This is a genomic window from Campylobacterota bacterium (genome assembly GCA_040752835.1).
Lineage (GTDB): Bacteria > Campylobacterota > Campylobacteria > Campylobacterales > Sulfurimonadaceae > Sulfuricurvum.
In genome coordinates this window covers 228,540-249,438 of sequence record JBFMGG010000003.1, presented here as the reverse complement: position 1 = coordinate 249,438, position 20,899 = coordinate 228,540, and the positions used below count along the sequence as shown (strand labels likewise).

The following is a 20,899-nucleotide window of genomic DNA, read 5'->3' as shown; positions in this document are numbered from 1 at the left end:
TCAGATTTTCAAGCTTTCGATGGCGGCCTTGTAGTCGCTTTGGCCGAATACGTAGCTGCCGGCGACGCATACGTCTACGCCCGCTTCTTTGAGCTCCGCGATGTTTTTGTTCCCGACGCCGCCGTCGATTTCGATGAGGCAGGAGGGGTTGATGCGATCGCGAAGCGTTTTGAGGCGTTTGATTTTCTCGATGACGCCGGGAATGAATTTTTGTCCCCCGAAACCGGGATTGACGCTCATCACCAGAACCATGTCGATGTCAGCGAGGAGGTATTCGACCGTCTCAGCCGGGGTGTGGGGATTGAGGACGATTCCCGGTTTGATTCCCAGCGAACGGATGTAGTGGACGAGGCGGTGGGGATGCTTTTCTTCTTCGATGTGGAAGGTGATGTATTCGGGCTTGAGCGGGGCGAAAAGATCGACGAAAAAAGTATTGTTCTGCACCATGAGGTGAATGTCGAGGGGTTTTGTGGCGGCTGCGGCGATCGCGCTGACCACGACCGGTCCGATGGTGAGATTCGGGACGAAATGGCCGTCCATGACGTCGACGTGGACCAGATCGCACCCCGCGTCGCAGATGGCGCGGACATCGCGTTCAAGATTGCCGAAATCGGCGGAGAGGACACTCGGGGCGACGAGCATGGGCAACACCTTACTTTTTTTCCGCTATTTTAGCAAAAAAGATTTGGAGAGAGCTTTGGTCGGGCGGGTAGCATGCGGCTCACCCTCAAAGAGGCGGAATGGAGACCCGTTCAGCGCGTCAGAAAAAAGGTGAACTGGCTTCCTTCGAAATCGAGGTTGACCTGAACCCCTTTTTTGTTCTGGGCCATTTCCATCAACTGGTCGACGTTGTGGTAGGTGCGGGGGAGGGTGATGTCGACGCGGATTTTTTTCTCGGCGAGCAGCGTTTTCGCCCGTCCGCCGATGATGTTGACGAATTCGGCGAGGGAATCGAGGATCGCTTCTTCATCCTCGGTCGATTCCCCGATGAGAAGCGCACACGTTTTCTGGGCGATTTTTTTCGGGAAGATGAGGATGATGATCCCGTCCACGTCCCCGTAAAAGCCGATCGAACTGGCATATTTGTTGTACGCCATCGTTACTTCGAGATGCTGGATGTTGACCGAGTTTTTGACGGCGGTCGCATTGGTCATCATCGAGATGGTCGAAACGGTCGCTTCGATGAAATTGGGAAGCTCGTTGATCAGGGGTTTGTTAATCGAGCGGGTTTGTTTGGAGGAGGAGGCGCTTCCCCCCAGGTCCTGGAGCAATTTTTTGTTTTTGAGGATGTCGTCCATCTGGTCGAAAAAGAGGATGCCGACGTCTTCCATGTCGTGTTTGAACGATTCGGGAGTTTTTTCAAACGTCAGCCCCACAAAACAGATCGTCGCATTGTATTCGGCGGCGGAAGAGGCGAGTTTGGTGAAAAAGTTCAGGGCATGGACGTTCATCGAGACCACTTTGTAGGCGTCGAAGATGAAGAGACGGAAGCCGACGTTGAGCGAGTTGAGATGGTAGGCGATGTTGAAGGTGTTGGTGACTTCGGCATCAAGGAAATTGGAAATCGTATAAATGACCGCGTTCCCCGTCACCCGCGTCGCGATTTTCTGCCCGAAAAGCCCCAGGTAGGTGTCTTCGATGATCGCATAATAGAGATCCGGATTTTGCTTTTTTTCGTCGAACTCTTTTTTGCTCTGCGCGATGATCGGGTTGTGGCCGTAATCGAAGAGTTCGATCGCCATCGCCGAACGCTGGGAGGGGTCGTCGTTGTAGATCAGAACCGTCTTCGAATCGCTTTTGTTGGACGGGGCGAAAAGCTCGGCGATTTTTTCGCTCCGAAACAGGGAAAAATTGAGACTGCCGCCGTAAAAGGCGTTGATCGTCTGGAATTTGGCGTGGTCGTAATCGCACAATCCGACCGTGATATGGTTTTTGTTTCGGATGTTGGTGAGCAGCCGGACGAAAACGTCAAGGCCGTTCTTATTGAAAAAAATCACTTTTTTCAGAGAAACGAGGAGCATGTCGACGTTGAGCGCTTCGGTGGCCTTGATGTCATCGATGGTCAGAAACGAGGGGGCGTTGTTGCCGTCCAGAAATCCCTGGGGCTGGAAGATCGCGATTCTCCCTTTAACCGTTGGTCTCATTGTATCCTACCACCTGAGCAAAAGATTCGTAAATGTCCTGAACGAATTCGACGTTGAAATCGAGGAGTTCGTTCAGCCCCGCTTCGACGAAAGGGGACTGGGAGAGCTCGTAAAAGAGCAGAAGGTGCATCCATTTGGCGAGGATTTCGGTTTCCCCTTCCACCTTGTCGCTTCCCGATGCGGCGTGGACCGTTTTGGCGATGGAGGCGGGCATCTCCCACTTTTCGGCCACTTCGGAGCAAAGGTCGAAGAGGCTCCGGCCGCTGAGGCGCTGCAGGATCGTGTTGTAATCGAGTGCTTTGACGCTGCGCAGCTGAGCCACTTCCTCTTTGTGTTCTTTGAACAGGGCGTCGCACACGATGATGCTCGCGGGGAGGAGTGAGATGGCGCTTTCGTTGTCGCGGTTGAGGAGCCCGAGGTGTTTGAGAATCGTTTCCCATTTCCGGCCGAGGGAGGCCTGAAGATCGTAAAATGCCTGGTGCGACAGGGAAAAAAGGCCCCATTCCTTGGGAACAAGGAGCGACATCAGGTAGTTATAGAGGATCTGCTGTGCGCTGGAGAGCCCCAGTATCCCGAAAATCTGGGGGAGGCTGCTGACCTCGTTGCGGAAACCGTAAACGGGGCGGTTGATCAGCGTTTTGAGATAGAGTTTGAGTGCGGGATCTTCATCGGCGCATTTGGCGGCTTTGGGGAGATCACCGTTGCGGACGTGTTCGAGCGTCTGGCGGATGATTGAGGGAGCGGCAGGGACGCTCTGGATATAACGGGTTATCTGTTCTTGGGTTATCACGTTCCGCACGACTCCATTGTTGTTAAATATCGACTAATTGTAATGTGTATACGTTAAAAGAAAACTTTATGATACGGGGGGCAAAAACAGAAACCCCGCGCTGTCCGAGAGGGTAACACGATGTGAAAAGTTTTTAAGAAATGCTTTGGGTTGGCTCTGCTATAATTCGCAACTAAAATTTTGCAAGGAGCCTCAAAATGGCAAGAAGATGTGCTATTAGCGGTAAAGGCCCAATGAGCGGGAACAATGTTTCTCACGCGAAAAACAGAACCAAGCGCCGTTTTTTACCAAACCTTCGTACTGTTCGTGTAACGCTTGAAGACGGTACCACCAAAAAACTCAAAATTTCTGCTTCCGAGCTTCGTACTCTGAAAAAAGATTCGTAACCGTCCCCTGAAGGGTCTGCGTTGAATCTTCTACGAAAGATACAGAAATTTTTGAATTGGGAGCCTTCTCCCAAGCCCCATATCACTCTCAACGACGAACTTTACGCCCAGTTTCTCCCGTTCCGAACCCCGTTAATTCTTTTACAACTGTGTATGATCATCGGTACTCTCGGTTACATCGTGATCGAAGATTATTCCCTGATTGACGGATTGTACCAGACCGGCTACACCATCACCTCGGTCGGATTCGGGGCCCTGAAAGAGGGGGAGTTCTCCGCGGTGGGGAAACTCTTCACCATCACCCTCATCATTTTCGGATCGGCGCTGTTCACCTTTGTCATCCTGGTCTCCGTCGACGTGATCAACCAGGGGCACCTCAAACGAATCTTTAAGGAGCGGAAGATGCTGTACCGGATCGCCCGGCTGAAAAAGCACTTTGTCATCTGTCACCACAACGAATACGCGATTCAGGTATCCAAGCAACTGCGGGAGAACCACATCCCTTTCGTCGTCATCGACCCCCGGGAGGACCTCGAGGAGATCGCGCGCCAATACAAATACCCCTATTACATCAAGGCCGAGCCTCATACCGAGACCGCAATGCTCAAAGCGCATCTGAGCTCGGCCAAAGGGGTCATCACCCTTTCGAACTCGATCGCCGACAATATCGCCCTCATCACCTCGGTCCGGCTGTTCGAAAAAGAACACCATATCCCCGCTCCCTACTACGTCATCAGCGGGACCGAAGACGCCGGTGCGATCGACAAACTCAAAAAACTGGGTGCCGACACCGTCGTATCGTCCACCAAGCTCGCGGCTCAGCGTATTACCGCAATGGCGGCCCGTCCCGATATGGAAAACCTTTTGGAACAGTTTCTTTACAAAAGCGACACTCCGCTGGATATGGAGGAGATTTACGTCCCCAAAACGAGCTGGATGGTCCTCAAAAAGCTCAAAGAGACCCATTTGCGCGACATCGCCAACGTATCCGTCATCGGAATTACGAAAAAAGACGGGAAATTCATGCCGATGCCCAAAGGGGACGTTTTGGTAATGAGCGAAAGCAAGCTGTTGGTCATCGGTACCCAGAAAGGGATTTTGTTTACCAAATCGCTCGTGAAAAAACAGGAGAAACCGGAGGAACTCAAATATGTATAAACTTGAATCACTCAGCGGCGGTGTCTGCGCGGCACAGGGATTTTACGCCGACGGGATCCACATCGGCCTCAAAAAAGAAGGGGCGAAGGACCTGGCGTTCGTCTATTCCGAAAAACCGTGCGCCATCGCTTCGGTCTTTACGACGAACAAGATGACGGCGGCCCCTATCCGTCATTTCCGCTCCAAAGGGGAGTTTGAGACCAATTTCGTCCTCATCAACTCCAAAAACGCCAACGCGATGACGGGACGGGCGGGAATCGACGACATCGATGAGGTACTCGGCGCGCTGCAGCAGGCCTATCCGCAGATACAGAACCCTGTGATGAGTTCGACGGGGGTGATCGGGGTGCGCCTCCCCAAAGCCAAAATCATCGAGGGTGCCAAACGTTTCGACCTATCCCGTCGGGACGGGATCGCCGCATCCGAGGCGATCATGACGACCGACACGTTCGCCAAACGGATCGCTTTTGAAGTGACGCTCGAAAACGGTGCGTCTTTCCGGATCGGGGCGATGGCCAAGGGGGCGGGGATGATCAATCCCGCGATGGCCACGATGCTCTGTTTTATTACGACCGACGCGGCCGTCGACAAGCAGACGATGCAATCGTTGCTCGATGAATGCACCCATACGACGTTCAACGCCGCGAGCGTGGACGGAGACACCTCGACCAACGATACGGTAATGCTGATGGCCAACGGCCTGAGCGGCGCGTTTCATGCAGGCGCGTTCAAAGAGGCGCTCGAAGCGATCATGCTGTTTCTGGCGAAAGAGATGGTGCGCGACGGCGAAGGGGCGACGAAGCTGGTTACCTACAAGGTGACGGGTGCGGTCAATCACCACGAAGCCGAAATTGCGGCGAAAGCCCTATCCAATTCGCTGTTGGTCAAGACCGCCCTTTTCGGCGAAGACCCCAACTGGGGACGGATCGCTTCGACGGTCGGCGCGAGCGGGATCATGTGCGACGAAGCGTTTTTGAGCATCTGGTTCGACGACGTGTGCGTCTACCGTAAAGGGGAACTGCTGTTCGACGAGACGATCGAACCCCTTGCCGCAGCGGTAATGAAAAAGAGTGCGTTTACGATCCACTGTGACATCGGCCTCCAAGACGGTACGTTTACTGCCTACGGATGCGATCTGGGGCACGAATACGTCAAAATCAACGCCGATTATCGCACGTAGTATTAGCAACGGCTAAGTGATGGAACGCTATAATCGCGACAATTTATTGGCAACAGGAAACTCCATGCGCGGATATAAAATTTTCAGCGGTTCATCGTGTACCGAATTTGCGGCCGAGGTGTGCCGGACGCTCGACGTCCCCCTCTCCAAGGCTATGGTCAAGCGTTTCAGCGACGGCGAGATCAACGTCCAGATCAGTGAGAGCGTCCGCGGACGCGACGTGTTTATCATCCAAAGCACGGGTGCCCCTTCCAACGACAACCTGATGGAACTGCTGATTATGACCGATGCGCTCCGTCGCAGTTCAGCCAGTTCGATTACGGCCGTCGTCCCTTATTTCGGGTACGCGCGCCAGGACCGCAAAGCGGCTCCCCGGGTTCCCATTACCGCCAAACTCGTTGCCGACATGTTCGTCACCGCCGGGATCGACCGCGTCGTGACGATCGATTTGCACGCGGGGCAGATTCAGGGGTTTTTCAACATCCCCGTCGACAATCTCTACGGTTCGATCATTTTCCAGGAGTACATCCGCTCTAAAAACCTCCCCAACCCGATCATCGCTTCTCCCGACATCGGCGGGGTGGCCCGTGCACGTTATTTCGCCGAAAAACTGGGCTTGGATATGGTTATCGTCGATAAACGCCGCGAGCAGGCGAACGAAAGCGAAGTGATGAACATCATCGGCGACGTGGCCGGCAAAGACGTCATCATGATCGACGATATGGTCGATACGGCCGGAACGATGGTCAAAGCCGCCGCCGCACTCAAGAAAAAAGGGGCGACGTCGGTGATGGCGTGCGCCACGCACGGCGTACTCAGCGGCAAGGCGTACGACAACATCAACAACGGCGAGCTCGACGAGCTGGTCGTCTCCAACACCCTGGAGCTGCGCGGGCAGAGCGACAAGATCAAGGTGCTCAGCGTCGCTCCGTTGTTTGCCGAAGTGATCCGTCGCGTCTATCATAACGAAAGTGTCAATTCGCTCTTCAGCTAAGTGCCCTCATTGCGGGGGAACCCCCGTCCCCCTAAGCAACGTTTCGCTATAATTCCCCCAACTAAAACATACGAGTAATCAATCACGATGGACAATATTCGCAACTTCTCTATTATCGCCCATATCGACCACGGTAAAAGCACGCTGGCGGACCGTATCATCCAGGAATGCGGCGCCGTATCCGAACGGGAGATGACGTCGCAGATGATGGATACGATGGACATCGAACAAGAGCGCGGTATTACGATCAAAGCCCAAAGCGTCCGTCTGGACTACGTCAAAGACGGTAAACACTATATTCTGAACCTGATCGACACTCCGGGCCACGTCGATTTCAGCTACGAGGTGAGCAAGTCGCTCGCTTCCAGCGACGGTGCGCTGCTGATCGTCGATGCGGCACAGGGGGTAGAAGCGCAAACCATTGCCAACGTTTACATGGCGATGGAGAACGATCTGACCCTCATCCCCGTCATCAACAAGATCGACCTTCCCGCCGCCGATCCCGACCGGGTCGCCGAGGAGATCGAGACGACGATCGGGATCGATGCGACCGACGCGGTGCGCATTTCGGCCAAGATGGGGATCGGAATCCGCGATCTGATCGACGCCATCGTCGACCGGATCCCCGCCCCGGTCGGGAACCCGGAGGCGACGACCAAGGCGATCATCTACGATTCGTGGTTCGACTCCTACCTGGGAGCTCTCGCCCTTGTGCGGGTCTTTGATGGGGAGATCCGGATGCACCAGAAGGTAAAGCTGATGCACAACAACGAGAACCACGAGGTGCTCGATCTGATGTACCCGCATCCGCTGCGCCGCCAGAAGACGCAGTCGATCAAGGCCGGGGAGATCGGGATCGTCGTCCTGGGACTCAAGGATGTCGGAAGCATCCGCGTCGGCGATACGATCACCGATGCGAAAAACCCGGCCCCTGAGCCCGTCAGTGAATACGCCCCCGCCAAGGCGTTTGTTTTCGCGGGGCTCTACCCGATCGACACCGACCAGTTCGAGGACCTGCGCGACGCCCTCGACAAACTCAAGCTCAACGACAGCAGCCTCAGTTACGAACCCGAAACGTCGATCGCTCTTGGATTCGGATTTCGCGTCGGATTTTTGGGGATGTTGCACATGGAGGTCATCAAGGAGCGGCTGGAGCGGGAATTCAACCTCGATCTGATCGCAACCGCCCCTTCGGTCGTCTACAAGGTTTACAAAACCGACGGTACGATGATCGAGGTTCAAAACCCCAGCGAACTTCCCGAACCCCAGAACATCGAGCGGATCGAGGAGCCTTACGTCAAGGCCACCGTCATCACCCCGGTCGACTATCTGGGGAACATCATCACGCTGCTGACCAAAAAACGGGGAATGCAGGAGAAGATGGATTATCTCAACGAAACGCGGGTCATGCTGGAATATTCGGTTCCCATGAACGAGATCGTCGTCGATTTCTACGATAAACTCAAATCGCTCTCCAAAGGGTATGCGAGTTTCGACTACGAGCCCAGCGGGTACCGCGAAGGGGATCTCGTCAAGCTCGACGTCCGGGTGGCCGGGGACGTCGTCGATGCGCTGAGCGTCATCGTCCCCCGTTCCGCCGCCGAGTACCGGGGCCGCGAACTGGTCAAGAACATGAAAGAGATCGTCCCAAGACAGCTCTTCGAGGTCGCGATCCAGGCCTCCATCGGCAATCGGATCATTGCGCGGGAGACGGTGAAGTCGATGGGCAAAAACGTTACCGCTAAATGTTACGGGGGGGATATCTCCCGAAAACGCAAACTCCTCGACAAGCAAAAAGAGGGGAAAAAGCGGATGAAGGCGATCGGGAAGGTCAATCTTCCCCAGGAAGCCTTTATGTCCGTCCTCAAGATGGACTGACATGCGCTGTCTGGTGTGCGAACGGTTTTCCCTTTCGCACATCTGCGGCCGTTGCCGCGAATCACTTCTCTCCCCCCGTCTCCACCAGCGTAAAATCCTCGGACACATTCCCGTCTACTCTTTTTTCCCCTACGACGAGATCGAACCGCTCCTGCTCACCAAACACACGGACCTTGGCCACTATGTCTATTCGATCCTTGCGGATCAGGCGTTCAGGCCCTTTTCCAAGGTATGGGAGTATGCGCAGCCGGTGGTATCGGTGGGGATCGACGATCGCCCCAAAAACGGATACAGCCATACGGCCGTTTTGAACCGCGCCCTGCGCTCGTCGCTGATTACTCCGCTTTACGGCCGGTTGCGGGCGCAAAACCTCCACAAATACGCGGGGAAAAGCGTTGCCGAACGCCTTATGAACCCGCGCGCTTTCCGTTATGAGCCTTTCGACGCGGAGGAGGTGATTTTGGTCGACGACATCGTCACGACCGGCATCACCCTCTCCGAAGCGGCCGAAACGCTCCATGCGCATGGAAAAAAAGTGATATTGTGCCTGACACTTGCCGACGCCGAACGCAAATGATCAGTACGGCGGTAGTGTGGTGATGCGGGTATCGACGATCGCGCGTCCTACGGTGAAATGGTAAAGAGACTGGTACGCGGTTTCCGAAAGGCCCAGTAGGGTGTGGAATTCGTCATCGAGAAAGCATCCGATCCCGGTGGCCGACAGGTTGAGCGAAGCGGCTTCGAGGTAAAGCATCTGCCCGATCATGCCGCACTGATGGTAGAGGTTTTTGTATCCGGCGGCTCCCGATTCGGAGAGGATTTCGTCAAAGCGGCAGAGCATCCCGAAACTGAACGCGCCGTCGCGTGCGATCGTCTGGTTACACGACAAATATTGCGCCGCACCCCGGTAATCCCCCCGGTTGAGCCGATACAGCCCCTCTCCCGTCTCCAGCCAGTCGAAATCGGGATCCATCGCGTCGCGGAGCCGGATCAGCCGTTCGGGGTTGCGGACGTAAGCATAAAGACCGCTCTCGAGCCCTTCGACGCGGTGGACGAAGACGATAAAATCGACGTCGGGTGCTTCGGTACAGAAAAAAGAGGCGTCGAGAATCTGCCGAAACTGCGTTTCGGTAAGGGATGAGCCGTCCATCGCCTGCGCGCTTCGGCGTTTGAGGATCACTTCCCCCGCGTTTTTGGAGGGGGCAGGGAGTCGGCGTGTTTGATGCAGGGGATCGGATTGGGGATACGGGCCGGAGGCGGCTTCGTCGATCGCCCAGACGGCATCCCAGCGATGGTGGGAAGGGCTGAGACGGCTGGCCTTGGCCAGAAGGGGAGGAGAAGGGAGCGAATAGCGCGGCTGTGCGATGCGGATCAGCAGGTCGGGGCTTTCGCGCTCTTCGGGGTGAAACCGCTCCGGCTGGTCGAGTCCGAAACGGTGTGCAAGATCCGCGGTCTCGGAAGGGACAATGCCGCATTCCCATCCCAGCATTGACGCGGCCGTTTTGATCGACGCGTATGCGTGCCCCGCATCGAGCTGCGCGTAACGCCACGAGCGTTCGCCGTATTTCCACATCTCCCGCCAGATTGCGGAACTAAGTAGGATCAGGAATCCTCCCTCGATGACGGAGGTGTCGTAGGTATGCAAGATTTCGAGCGCATGTTCGCGGGGAGCGTAGTGCGACAGGGTGCACCCTCCGCTGATCCCCTCAAGCGGCGGCGAGACGACGTAACATTCGCTGGGGTGGAGGTTTCCGCTGCTGGCGTTGCACCGCAGGGCCCATTCCGACCCGCCGTGGCGTTTGATCGCGGCGAGTCCGAGCGAATAGCGCAGGAGCTGCGAGAGTGATTCGCGGCAGAGCGGTGCACGCGGAAGGATATCCGGAGCAAACAGCAGATGAAAAGGGGGGGTCGTTTTGTCATGGACGAGGGGGACCCGGGGTGTACCCGGATAGGTTCGGAAGGGATCGGGCTGTATGGCCCAGTCCATATACCCCAGGCTGGGGGCATAACGGCTGGGACGGTGTTTGGTACGGTCGTGATATTCGTAGGCGGCGGAAGTATTTTTCATGGAGCCATTGTGGACGAAAGGGGGTAAAACACCCCTTTGGAAAAGGGCTAACGCAAAGTTTTTAATAGTTCCCGAAGCATTCGGTCCTGCGGTACCGAATCGGCGAACTCCAGACGGGCGAGATCAGAGCGGGCCGTGCCGCGGTATCGGACCCCTTGGCTGCCCAGCTCCGCGGTGAGGGATGCGTCGAAACGGATGAAGGGCTGGGTGAGGTTGTAGTCGCGTTTCAAAACGGCGGGGACGGTGGACGCACGGCTCAGGCGGACGTCGAAATACCCCTGGCGGGGGGTGAGGGTTCCCCGGATGTCGGCACTGCCCGCGAGAGGAGCCTCCGCCCCGGTCAATGCGAAGAGTTCGGCGACGTCCGCGTGCGTCATCTGTAGATCGATTTTTTGCGGTTCGAGGGCGTCAATCTGGGCACTGAAAGTCGTATCGCCGCGCGCGACGCTCCCCCGGCCGCTCAAGAGGAGCTGCTTTTCATCCCCCCGCAGAGTCGAAACGAGCGTCACGGGGCCGTAAAGACGCATCGGGGTAAACTGTTCGAGGATTCCCAGATGCTGAACCGACGCTTCGAACGTAATGTTCACGTCAAAGGGGCGGACGCCCCCCTCTTCATCGGCGAGGAGCGAACGGAGGCTGAAGGGTTCGTCCCCATCCGGAACGACCTCTGTGGGCTCAAATCGCATCGTCCGGGTCGCCAGACGGACCGAGCCTTCGACAAACCGGATATCGAATCCTTTGAGGTCGATGGTTCCGGAGAGGAGGGTGTCGGTATCGGAAGGGTATTCGATCCGGTGCATGAGTCCCGCATACGCGATGCGTTCGGCGGAGACGTAGAGCGACGCGAGAGCGAATCGGTGCAGTTGCAGGCGATAGAGGAGGTTTCCTCCCAGCAGCCGGGCATTGCCGCGGATGTCGAACGAAGCGATCCCTCCGCTGAGGGAACCTTCGGTTTTGAACGGCATTTCCAGCCGATTGATCCCCCCCGCGGCAGCGGCGGCGATCCGGTAATGGGCGTAGAGACGCAGGGTCAGCAGCGAAAAGCCGCCCTGCGCGCTGAGCACGTTTCCCGCACGGTCATGGAAGCGCAGATCGAAACGGTTGTGTGTCAGGGAGAACCTCTCCAGCGTTATGGGGGTCGAAAATCCCGAAGAGAGGGCCGTTTCGAGAAGGGGGGAGAGGAGGCGGTTCCCCGGAAAGCTGAACAGCAGCAGGTATAGCGATCCCAGCGACGAAAGGAATATCAGCAGGATACGAAAAGTTTTCGACGAACGGAATGCGCGGAGGTGTCTCATGAGAGGGCCAGTATCCATGGGGTACCGATCAGGATGAAGACGACGAAATTAAGCAGAGTGATACTCCCTCCATAGAGGTAGATGTCACGGGCATTGACGTAGCCGCTGCTGAGGTAGATGGCGTTGCATGACGAACCCTGCGGGGCGATCGTCGCGTTGAAATTCGTCGCGAACAGGAGCATCATGGCCATCAGTACCCCCGGAACTCCGGCCGCAACGCCGACCGAGAGGAAAATACCGAAAAGGGCCAGCAGATGGGCGCTTTGGGAGACGAAAAGATAATGGATCAGTACGTACACCAGAATCAAAAGGACGTAAACGTTCCACCATCCCATTCCGTCCAGGTAGGCGGTGAAGTATTCGGCGATCGCGCGCATAAACCCCTGCTCGGCTAGCTCGGTCGAGAGCCCAAAGAGGATCGCGAACCAGATGAGCGTCCCGAGCGCTTCTCCTTGGCTTTTGAAATCCTCAATCCCAAAAACGCGGGTCGCCATCAAGATCCCAAGCCCTCCGAACGCCACTGCGGCTTTGTCGATGGGGAACATTCCCGAAAGCGACCAGAGCAGCAGCATCGAGGTAAAAACGGCTCCCGTAATCCATTCATTCCGGCTCAGAGGGCCCATTTTATGCAGGGCATCAAGCGCCTTGGCCGGAGCTTCGGGAGTCTCCTTGAGTTCGGGGGGATAGATTTTGTACAGGACCCAAGGAATCAGTCCGAACGCCACGGCAGTGGGAAGAAGGGCGTAGAGAAGCCACTGGACAAACGAGATATGGATTCCCATTTTGGCGGCGATTTCGACGCCGACCGGATTGACGGCCATGGCGGTGAGCCACAGTCCCGATGAGATCGTCAGTCCCGCCATCGAGGTCATCATCAGGTAGCTCCCGGCCCTTTTATGGGTGCCGTCGCCGACACGCGATCCGCAGTCGTGGGCCAGACCGTAGACGATCGGGTACAAGACCCCCGAACGGGCGGTATTGCTCGGAAATGCCGGGGCGATGAGGATATCGGTCGCCACGACGCTGTACCCCAGCCCCAGGGTGGAATGGCCGAAGCGGCGGACGATGTGGAGCGAGAGCCGTTTTCCCAACCCCGATTTATGGACGGCGTGGGAGACGAGAAAGGCGGCGACGATGAGGAGAATGAAACTTTCCGAAAATCCCGCATAGGCTCGGGAAGGATCGATCACTCCCCCCAGTACCGCCGTCGCCAGGGCAATCAGTGATGCGGTCAGAATGGGGAGAAGATTGAAAAGGATGGCGCCGATGGCGGTGATGAAGATGACGAAAAGCCCCCACGTCTGTTGGGAAATCCCCAGCGGAGGAGTGAGGGTGTACGCGATCCCCGCCATCCCTACAAGGACAGCGATCATCAGATACCGGTTGGCGGCCATGGCGACTCTCTTTTTTGAAGTTATTATACCATGTCCCGCCGGATGACATACTTGATAGAAGAAGACTAAAGTTTGTTGCATAAAAAAAATAATGCAGCTCTTGACAATGGTTGACTCAATGCATTATAATATCGCCGGATTTCAACAAAGGAGTCTTTTGAGATCATGTCAACCGAAACGAAAGAAGAGACCCTGAGCAACGAACAAAGCACCCTCTCGGAGAGTGCCGAAAACGTCGCTGAAGGGGCAAACGAACTGGAAACTTTACGGGCGGAATTCGCCGCATTGAAAGATACCTATGCGAGAGTTCATGCGGATTTTGATAATATTAAGAAACGGCTCGAGCGTGAGAAATATCAGGCGCTCGAATACGCGAACGAAAAATTTGCCAAAGATTTGATCCCGGTGGTCGATTCGCTGGGAATGGCGATCGGTGCGGCAGAGATCGAAGCGGAACCCGCGGTGTTGCTCGAAAAACTTAAAGAAGGTGTTGAACTCACGATGAAGCAGCTTCTGGGCGTGCTTGAAAAACACGGCGTCACTCCGGTGGATGAATCCGAGCCGTTCGATCCGAACGTCCACAACGCGGTTCAGCGCGTGGACAGCCCGGATCACGAAAGCGGCGCGATTGTGAATACCTTCCAAAAAGGGTATCGCTACAAAGAACGGACATTGCGCGATGCGATGGTCGTTATTGCCAATTAAACCTACGAATTTACGATAAAAGGAAAACACCATGTCTAAAGTAATCGGTATCGACCTTGGAACCACCAACTCATGTGTTGCTGTCTATGAAGGCGGCGAAGCGAAAATCATCCCCAACAAAGAGGGTAAAAATACGACTCCTTCGGTAGTTGCATTTACGGATAAAGGGGAAATCCTCGTCGGTGATCCGGCCAAACGCCAGGCAATCACCAACCCGGACAAAACGATCTACTCGGTCAAACGGATCATGGGTCTGATGATGAACGAGGAGAAAGCCAAAGAAGCGCACGACAAAGTTACCTATAAAATCGTCGACAAAAACGGTATGGCCGCGGTTGACGTGGCGGGGAAAGTGTATACGCCGCAGGAAATTTCGGCGAAAATCCTTTCGAAACTCAAAGCCGATGCGGAATCTTACCTCGGCCAAACGGTCACCGACGCGGTCATCACCGTCCCCGCGTACTTCAATGACGCGCAGCGTAAAGCGACCAAAGAAGCCGGAACGATTGCGGGCCTGAACGTCCTTCGTATCATCAACGAGCCGACGGCGTCGGCTTTGGCCTACGGCCTTGATTCCAAAGGGGACGAAAAAGTTCTCGTCTACGACCTGGGGGGCGGAACGTTCGACGTTACGGTCCTCGAAATCAGCGAGGGGACGTTTGAAGTTCTCTCTACGGACGGGAACGCATTCCTCGGCGGCGACGACTTCGACAACAAGATCGTCGATTTCCTTGCGGCCGAGTTCAAAAGCGACCACGGCATCGATCTCAAAGCCGACAAAATGGCGCTTCAGCGTCTGAAAGACGCGGCCGAAAACGCGAAAAAAGAGCTCTCTTCCGCTGAAGAGACCGAGATCAACCTCCCCTTCATCACGGCGGACGCGACAGGGCCGAAACACCTCGTCATCAAACTGACCCGTGCGAAATTCGAGGGGATGATCGACGATCTGATCAAAGAGACGATCAGCCACATCAAAACGGCGATGAAAGAAGCGGGACTCTCGAAAAACGAGATCAACGAGATCATCATGGTCGGGGGGTCTACCCGCGTTCCTCTGGCGCAGAAAATGGTCTCCGACGAGTTCGGCGGCAAAACGCTCAACAAAGGGGTCAACCCCGATGAGGTCGTCGCAGCCGGTGCCGCGATCCAGGGCGGGGTATTGCGCGGTGACGTCAAAGACGTTCTGCTCCTCGACGTTACTCCGCTTTCACTCGGGATTGAAACTCTCGGCGGCGTAGCGACGAAAATCATCGAAAAAGGGACGACGATTCCGGTCAAAAAATCGCAGGTCTTCTCGACGGCCGAAGACAACCAGCCGGCGGTGAGCATCAATGTCGTTCAGGGTGAACGTGAATTCGCTCGGGACAATAAAGCGCTCGGACTGTTCGAACTGACCGGCATCCCGGCCGCACCGCGCGGCGTACCGCAGATCGAAGTCACCTTCGACATCGACGCCAACGGTATCCTGACCGTATCGGCGATGGACAAAGGGACCGGAAAAGTCCAGGAGATCAAAATTACCGGTAGCTCGGGGCTTTCCGAAGAAGAGATCAACAAAATGGTCCAGGATGCCGAGAAGCACAAAGCCGAAGACGCGGCACGCAAAGAGGTCGTAGACCTTCGTAACCAGGCCGATGCACTGGCGAGCCAGACCGAAAAATCGCTCAAAGAGATGGAAGACAAAATCGACGCAAGCGAAAAAGCGGCCATCGAAAGCGCTCTCGAAGAGCTCAAAGCGGTACTCAAAAATACCGATGCGACCAAAGAAGAGATCGAAGCGGCCACGAAAAAGCTGGCCGATGCGAGCCACAAAATGGCCGAACAGATGTACAAACAGCAAGAGGGCGGCGAACCCGCCGCTTCGAGCGCGAAAAAAGACGACGACGTCATCGACGCCGAAATCGAATAATTTCTCTCTTCTCTCCCGCTTCGGCGGGAAATCCTTTCTCATTCTTCCCCTTCCTTGTTATAATTACCCCATATTATTTGGGAAATTCAAATGGAACAGTTTTTAGAAAAAGCCAAAAATGCCAGTCGCGTCCTTGCGACGATGAGCGGCAGCGAACGTAACCGAATCCTGCGCGAAATGGCCGAATCCCTTCGCTCCAACACGATGAACATCATTGAAGCCAACGCGATCGACATGCGCAACTCCCACGAGGCGGGACTGTCCGATTCAATGAAAGAACGGCTCTTTCTCGATGAGAAACGGATCGAGGCGATGGCCGTTGCGATTGAAGAGATCGCCGCGCTCAAAGACCCTGTCGGCAAAGTGATCGAAGGGTGGGTTACCGAGGCGGGACTGAAAATCGAGAAAGTCTCGATCCCCATCGGGGTGATCGGTATCATCTACGAATCGCGCCCCAACGTCACCTCCGATACGGCGGCGCTCTGCTTCAAAAGCGCCAACGGCTGTGTGCTCAAGGGGGGCAAGGAGGCCGAAGCGTCCAACCGCGCCATCGCACAGGCTTTGCAGGGGGTATTACTGCGTAACACTCTCCCCGCCGAGCTGGTTGCGTTGCTGCCCGATTCGTCGCGCGAAGGGGTAACGAAGCTGATCCGTATGGACAAATACGTCGATCTGATCGTCCCGCGCGGCGGCGAAGGATTGATCCGCTACGTGAGCGAAAATGCGACCGTTCCCGTCGTCAAACACGATAAGGGGCTGTGCCATACCTACATCGACCGCGACGCAAACATCGAAAACGCGCTTGCGATTGCTTTGAATGCAAAAGTGCAGCGCCCCGGCGTCTGCAATTCGATGGAGACGCTGCTGGTGGACCGAAGCATCGCCCCAAACGTTTTGCCGTTGTTCAAAGAGGCGTTCGAACGTGCCCACACCCGCCTCAAAGGATGCGACCAGACCCGTGAATGGATCGAGGTGGAAAAGGCGAGCGAAGAGGACTTCGATACTGAATACCTTGCGAACATCCTGAACATTCGGGTGGTCGACGGGGTAGAGGGTGCGATCAGCCATATCGTACGGTTCGGTTCGGGCCATTCCGAAGCGATCATCACCGAAAACATCACGACGTCCGAGCGTTTCCTCGATGCGGTCGATGCGGCGGCGGTGTACGTGAACGCCTCGACCCGCTTTACCGACGGCGGAGCATTCGGTTTCGGTGCCGAAGTGGGGATCAGTACAAACAAACTCCACGCCAGAGGCCCGATGGGAGTGGAGGGGCTGACGACGTACAAATACAAAATCTACGGCAAGGGTCAAACCCGTTGAATAACGTATTAGATATCCAAAATATATCTTTTGGATATACAAAAAATACGCTTTTGTTTGAAAACTTCTCCCTTTCCCTCCGTGCGGGCGAGATCAAAGCGATCGTGGGTCCCAGCGGCATCGGAAAATCGACGCTGTTTTCCTTGATTCTGGGTGAATTGAAGCCCTTTTCGGGGAGCATTCGCTCGGCATCCCTGTCGCAGGTCTTTCAAGATCCCTACAGCTCGTTTCATCCTACCTATACGATACGCGAGCAGATCCGCGAGGTAGCGTCGGTGGAGGGGATAGAGACGCTGATGGGAAAAATGGGATTGAGTCCGCATCATCTCGATTCTCTGCCGCACCGCCTCTCGGGCGGGCAGCTCCAGCGTTGCTCGATACTGCGCTCGCTGCTGATGAACCCCGGCGTGCTGCTGCTGGATGAACCCACATCGGCGCTGGACAACCTCAACCAGGTCGATATCATGAAACTGATCGTGGAAAATCTGGGTGAACGCGGGGTGCTGCTGATTACCCACGATGCCGATCTCGCCCGGTGGTGCGCCGATGAGATTGTGGTATTAGGAGAGCCAGTGGCGGAAGAGATAATAGCCTGACGCGGCCATGAGAACGGTTCCGAACGTATTGAGCGCCATGTTGGCGGCGGCAAGGAGCAAATGACCGCCGCTGAGGAGAAAAAAGGTTTCGATCGCAAACGTCGAATAGGTGGTCAGCCCCCCCAGAAAACCGGTCGTGAGAAACGATTTCATTTGTACGCTCAAAAAAGTCGTATAGCTGAAATAGGCGAACAGGGCCCCTATGATGAAGCTGCCGATGAGATTGACCGAGAGCGTGCCGAAAGGGAGGGCATGGGGGACGTGGTGGTTGACGACGCCGCCCAGATAGGCGCGCAATACCGCGCCGATGAAAGCACCGCTACCGATAGCGAGGATGGTTTGAAAGCTCATCGTCGTAGACCTTTTGCATCTTTTCCTGAAGCTGGTTCAGCCACTGCGGATCTTCCTTGTCGGCTACGAAGGAATCCATGTAGATCGCGGTGACGGTGCCGGGGCGGAAATCTTTGCGCTTGTTGCTGAAATGCCAGGCCGTCGCGATCAAAACGACGGGTTGGACTTTCAGGGCGTATTTGTCGGCGACCATTTTCGCCCCCGCTTTGAACGGTTTCATTTTGCCCGTCTCGGTGCGCGTTCCTTCGGGGAAAATCGTAATGACGCGGCCTCGATCGAGGCGGTCTTTGCACTCTTTGATCAGTTTCACCAGTGCGGTTTTGCTTTCGCGTTCGAGTGCGATGTCCTTGGGAAGCTTGACGACGAGCCCGAAAAACGGAACGTCGAAGAGTTCTTTTTTGGCAACCCAGGCGAGGTCTTTTGGGGTGATCGTCTCCATGATCCCGATATCGATGTCACTTTGGTGGTTGAGCAAAAACATCTGTGCGTCAGGATCGGGAGTCCCCTTGACCCGTACGGGGATAAAAACGAGCAGCCGGATGAACCATGCGCTGATCTTCTGGGCATAGGGGTTGGGAACGAAGTGGAAAATGGCGATCATCAACGTCATCCCGGTAAAGATGACGATGAGGGCGTAAAGCCATCTAATTCGAGCAAAGATCGCGTTCATGAACCCATCCGATATGGTCGTTCGGCAGATGTACCTTGGTGAATTCTCCGACCGTTTTTTCCGCTTCGAAATGCTCTTCCTGCATCGTCATTTCGAAGATGGTGCCGTGTTTGATCGGCAGCAGGTAGATCGGGGCTCCTTTTTTGACACAGACGTCCGGATTGGGAAGAAGGACGTAAATGACGTAAAACATGGGCAGTGCAGAGAGGTAAAGATACCATTTCTGGCGTCTCCAGTAAAAGAGCGCGAACAAGACGGCGACGGTGATGACCGAAGCGGTGACTTTGAGCTCGGTATGGCGGGCGTCGGTCGGGGAGAGATCGCTTTGGGTGGAGACCGTATCGTCATCGACGATGATGGGGATCACGAGCGATTCGTAACGTTGTTTGGAGAGGTTGAAATACGAAAAATTCAGCGTCTCTTCGGTATTGGGAATGATGGCGTAGAACGTCATCTGCGATTCGCCGACGTTCGAGATTTTTGACTCGAAGCCCTGTTTGATGGCATTGGGGAGGCGGAAACTTCCGATATCGCACCGCTGAGCTTTGGCGGTGAAGATGACGACGTTGCTTTCGTTATTGTAAGGCGTCGTTTTGTAGTTGACGATTTCAAACCGCTCGGCAAGGACGTTTGCGAACGACGATGGGGGAGTGAGCGAGGAAGCGCTCAGGGTCGAACCGCTGAGCGTCGGCGAGACCGATCCCGTCGAGGTGACCGTGGCGGTAATGTCGGGAAGACGCACGGATGCGGACTGGACGAGGAAATAAAACGTGTCGTATACCCCGTCTTCCTTGACTTTGCGGCGGGGGGTATCGCTGAAGATGCGAAGCCCCTCTTCGTTTTGGATCGTATACTCGATGTTGCCCGAAGCGACGTCGACGGGAGTGAGCTTGACCGTTACGGAGACGATCTCGCCGATGTACGCACGGCTGGGAAGGTCGGTGAACTGAACATTCAGTGCGGCGTTCACGCCGTCGAAGAGGGCGTTGATGTCCCCTCCCGTCTCCGAAGGCGTCGCCGCCTCTTCGGAAGAAGCGTTCTCCTGCGCGGCGGCAGGGTCGTTGAGCACGGAGGGCTCGGCGAACGCAAACGGTAGGGCAACCGCAATCAGGAGAAAGAAAGCTAGCGTTTTCAAGCGTTCAAAAACCCTTCAAGCATCGCTTTGCCGTCGCCGGATCCGAGCAGCGCTTCCATTGCCCGCTCGGGGTGCGGCATGAGTCCGAATACGTTTTTGGCCTTGTTGCAGACACCGGCGATCGAATCGACCGAACCGTTGGGGTTGTCGATGTTGCCTTGTGCGTCGGTATATTGAAGCAGTACCTGATCGTTGGCGTAAAGCTCTTTGAGACCCGCTTCGTCGATGTAATAATTCCCGTCGTGGTGGGCGATGGGGATGTTCACGACATCCCCGACATTGCAGCGACGAAGGAAGGTATTGGCGTTGCTGAGGACTTTGAGATGGTGGTGACGGGAAATGAAATGGAGCCCTTCATTGCGTTTGAGAGCGCCCGGCAGCAGTCCCGTTTCGGTCAGTACCTGGAATCCGTTACAGATCCCCAGAACTTTTCCGCCGTTGTCCGCATACCGTTTGAGCGCCTTCATGATCGGTGACATTTTCGCGATCGCTCCGCTGCGGAGGTAGTCGCCGTAGCTGAAGCCTCCCGCGACAACGACAAGGTCGGTCCCCTCGGGGATCGCTTCGTCTTTGTGCCACAGAATCTGCGTTTCGCATCCCAGCGCGTTGAAGGCGTACTGCGTATCGTATTCGCAGTTGGTTCCCGGGAACTGGATAATGCCTACTTTCATGCTTGGATCTCGATCTCGTAATCTTCGATAACGGTGTTGGCGAGCAGTTCTTCGCACATGTGGGCGACTTTTTCCTTGGCGGAAGCCGCATCGCTCTCGTTCATTTCGATAATGATCTGTTTGCCGACGCGGACGTCGCGCACGCTTTCGAATCCGTGATGGGCAAGGGCGTGCTGTACCGCTTTGCCCTGAGAGTCAAGGACTCCGTTTTTCAAAAATACGTTGACGATTGCTTTCATGCTGTTCCTTCTA

21 protein-coding genes are annotated in these 20,899 nt (G+C 55.5%); 10 read left to right on the top strand and 11 right to left on the bottom strand.

Annotation, left to right across the window (positions count from 1 at the left end; all coding sequences use genetic code 11):
* The 3 genes from rpe to AB1763_01555 form a co-directional block, all read right to left on the bottom strand.
* Positions 1-642: a ribulose-phosphate 3-epimerase gene (rpe, locus tag AB1763_01565; protein MEW5831511.1), complete on the bottom strand. Its 642-nt coding sequence runs from the start codon at positions 640-642 to the stop codon at positions 1-3.
* Between the two features lie 110 nt (positions 643-752).
* Positions 753-2,144: a chemotaxis protein CheX gene (locus AB1763_01560; protein MEW5831510.1), complete on the bottom strand. Its 1,392-nt coding sequence runs from the start codon at positions 2,142-2,144 to the stop codon at positions 753-755.
* Positions 2,128-2,943, bottom strand: coding sequence for an HDOD domain-containing protein (locus AB1763_01555; protein MEW5831509.1), 816 nt, complete (start codon positions 2,941-2,943; stop codon positions 2,128-2,130). Before AB1763_01555 ends, AB1763_01560 begins: the two co-directional genes overlap by 17 nt.
* 188 nt (positions 2,944-3,131) lie before the next feature.
* Here AB1763_01555 and rpmB point away from each other — a divergent pair, with 188 nt between their 5' ends.
* The 6 genes from rpmB to AB1763_01525 all read left to right on the top strand — a co-directional run bounded on the left by rpmB (position 3,132) and on the right by AB1763_01525 (position 9,107).
* A complete protein-coding gene (gene rpmB / locus AB1763_01550; protein ID MEW5831508.1) occupies positions 3,132-3,320 on the top strand; it encodes a 50S ribosomal protein L28 in 189 nt (62 codons plus the stop codon).
* A gap of 21 nt (positions 3,321-3,341) precedes the next feature.
* Positions 3,342-4,478 carry a potassium channel protein gene (locus AB1763_01545; protein ID MEW5831507.1) on the top strand — a complete coding sequence of 379 codons (1,137 nt, stop codon included), beginning with the start codon at positions 3,342-3,344 and terminating at the stop codon, positions 4,476-4,478.
* Complete coding sequence (gene argJ / locus AB1763_01540) at positions 4,471-5,658, top strand: bifunctional glutamate N-acetyltransferase/amino-acid acetyltransferase ArgJ (protein ID MEW5831506.1); 1,188 nt, start codon at positions 4,471-4,473, stop codon at positions 5,656-5,658. Before AB1763_01545 ends, argJ begins: the two co-directional genes overlap by 8 nt.
* Before the next feature lie 64 nt (positions 5,659-5,722).
* Entirely contained in the window at positions 5,723-6,652 is a 930-nt protein-coding gene (locus AB1763_01535) for a ribose-phosphate pyrophosphokinase (GenBank protein MEW5831505.1), read from the top strand.
* 87 nt (positions 6,653-6,739) lie between these two features.
* The gene (gene lepA, locus AB1763_01530; GenBank protein ID MEW5831504.1) at positions 6,740-8,530 is read left to right on the top strand and encodes a translation elongation factor 4; all 1,791 of its coding nucleotides are present in this window, start codon (positions 6,740-6,742) and stop codon (positions 8,528-8,530) included.
* A gap of 1 nt (position 8,531) precedes the next feature.
* Entirely contained in the window at positions 8,532-9,107 is a 576-nt protein-coding gene (locus AB1763_01525; GenBank protein MEW5831503.1) for a phosphoribosyltransferase family protein, read from the top strand.
* Here AB1763_01525 and AB1763_01520 read toward each other — a convergent pair whose 3' ends face one another.
* The 3 genes from AB1763_01520 to AB1763_01510 are packed head-to-tail and all read right to left on the bottom strand — an operon-like array spanning position 9,108 to position 13,287.
* On the bottom strand, positions 9,108-10,598 hold the full coding sequence (locus AB1763_01520; protein MEW5831502.1) for a SagB/ThcOx family dehydrogenase: 1,491 nt from the start codon (positions 10,596-10,598) through the stop codon (positions 9,108-9,110). It abuts the gene before it with no gap.
* Between the two features lie 47 nt (positions 10,599-10,645).
* Complete coding sequence (locus tag AB1763_01515) at positions 10,646-11,893, bottom strand: hypothetical protein (GenBank protein ID MEW5831501.1); 1,248 nt, start codon at positions 11,891-11,893, stop codon at positions 10,646-10,648.
* A complete protein-coding gene (locus AB1763_01510; GenBank protein ID MEW5831500.1) occupies positions 11,890-13,287 on the bottom strand; it encodes a DASS family sodium-coupled anion symporter in 1,398 nt (465 codons plus the stop codon). Before AB1763_01510 ends, AB1763_01515 begins: the two co-directional genes overlap by 4 nt.
* Positions 13,288-13,452: 165 nt before the next feature.
* Between AB1763_01510 and grpE the strand changes: the two genes are divergently transcribed.
* The 4 genes from grpE to AB1763_01490 all read left to right on the top strand — a co-directional run bounded on the left by grpE (position 13,453) and on the right by AB1763_01490 (position 17,820).
* The gene (grpE, locus tag AB1763_01505) at positions 13,453-13,992 is read left to right on the top strand and encodes a nucleotide exchange factor GrpE (protein ID MEW5831499.1); all 540 of its coding nucleotides are present in this window, start codon (positions 13,453-13,455) and stop codon (positions 13,990-13,992) included.
* 31 nt (positions 13,993-14,023) lie between these two features.
* Complete coding sequence (gene dnaK, locus AB1763_01500; protein MEW5831498.1) at positions 14,024-15,901, top strand: molecular chaperone DnaK; 1,878 nt, start codon at positions 14,024-14,026, stop codon at positions 15,899-15,901.
* Positions 15,902-15,991: 90 nt separating this feature from the next.
* Positions 15,992-17,224, top strand: a complete 1,233-nt coding sequence (locus tag AB1763_01495; protein ID MEW5831497.1) for a glutamate-5-semialdehyde dehydrogenase — start codon at positions 15,992-15,994, stop codon at positions 17,222-17,224.
* Complete coding sequence (locus tag AB1763_01490) at positions 17,221-17,820, top strand: ATP-binding cassette domain-containing protein (GenBank protein ID MEW5831496.1); 600 nt, start codon at positions 17,221-17,223, stop codon at positions 17,818-17,820. The genes AB1763_01495 and AB1763_01490 overlap by 4 nt, the downstream gene beginning before the upstream one ends.
* On the opposite strand, the gene crcB is transcribed toward AB1763_01490, so the two are convergent.
* The 5 genes from crcB to purS are packed head-to-tail and all read right to left on the bottom strand — an operon-like array spanning position 17,785 to position 20,886.
* The gene (gene crcB / locus AB1763_01485; GenBank protein MEW5831495.1) at positions 17,785-18,171 is read right to left on the bottom strand and encodes a fluoride efflux transporter CrcB; all 387 of its coding nucleotides are present in this window, start codon (positions 18,169-18,171) and stop codon (positions 17,785-17,787) included. The genes AB1763_01490 and crcB overlap by 36 nt on opposite strands.
* Entirely contained in the window at positions 18,140-18,841 is a 702-nt protein-coding gene (locus AB1763_01480; GenBank protein ID MEW5831494.1) for a lysophospholipid acyltransferase family protein, read from the bottom strand. Before AB1763_01480 ends, crcB begins: the two co-directional genes overlap by 32 nt.
* Positions 18,816-19,976 carry a hypothetical protein gene (locus AB1763_01475; GenBank protein ID MEW5831493.1) on the bottom strand — a complete coding sequence of 387 codons (1,161 nt, stop codon included), beginning with the start codon at positions 19,974-19,976 and terminating at the stop codon, positions 18,816-18,818. The genes AB1763_01480 and AB1763_01475 overlap by 26 nt, the downstream gene beginning before the upstream one ends.
* Positions 19,973-20,647, bottom strand: coding sequence for a phosphoribosylformylglycinamidine synthase subunit PurQ (gene purQ, locus AB1763_01470; GenBank protein MEW5831492.1), 675 nt, complete (start codon positions 20,645-20,647; stop codon positions 19,973-19,975). The genes AB1763_01475 and purQ overlap by 4 nt, the downstream gene beginning before the upstream one ends.
* On the bottom strand, positions 20,644-20,886 hold the full coding sequence (gene purS, locus AB1763_01465) for a phosphoribosylformylglycinamidine synthase subunit PurS (GenBank protein MEW5831491.1): 243 nt from the start codon (positions 20,884-20,886) through the stop codon (positions 20,644-20,646). Before purS ends, purQ begins: the two co-directional genes overlap by 4 nt.
* Between the last annotated feature and the right edge of the window lie 13 nt (positions 20,887-20,899).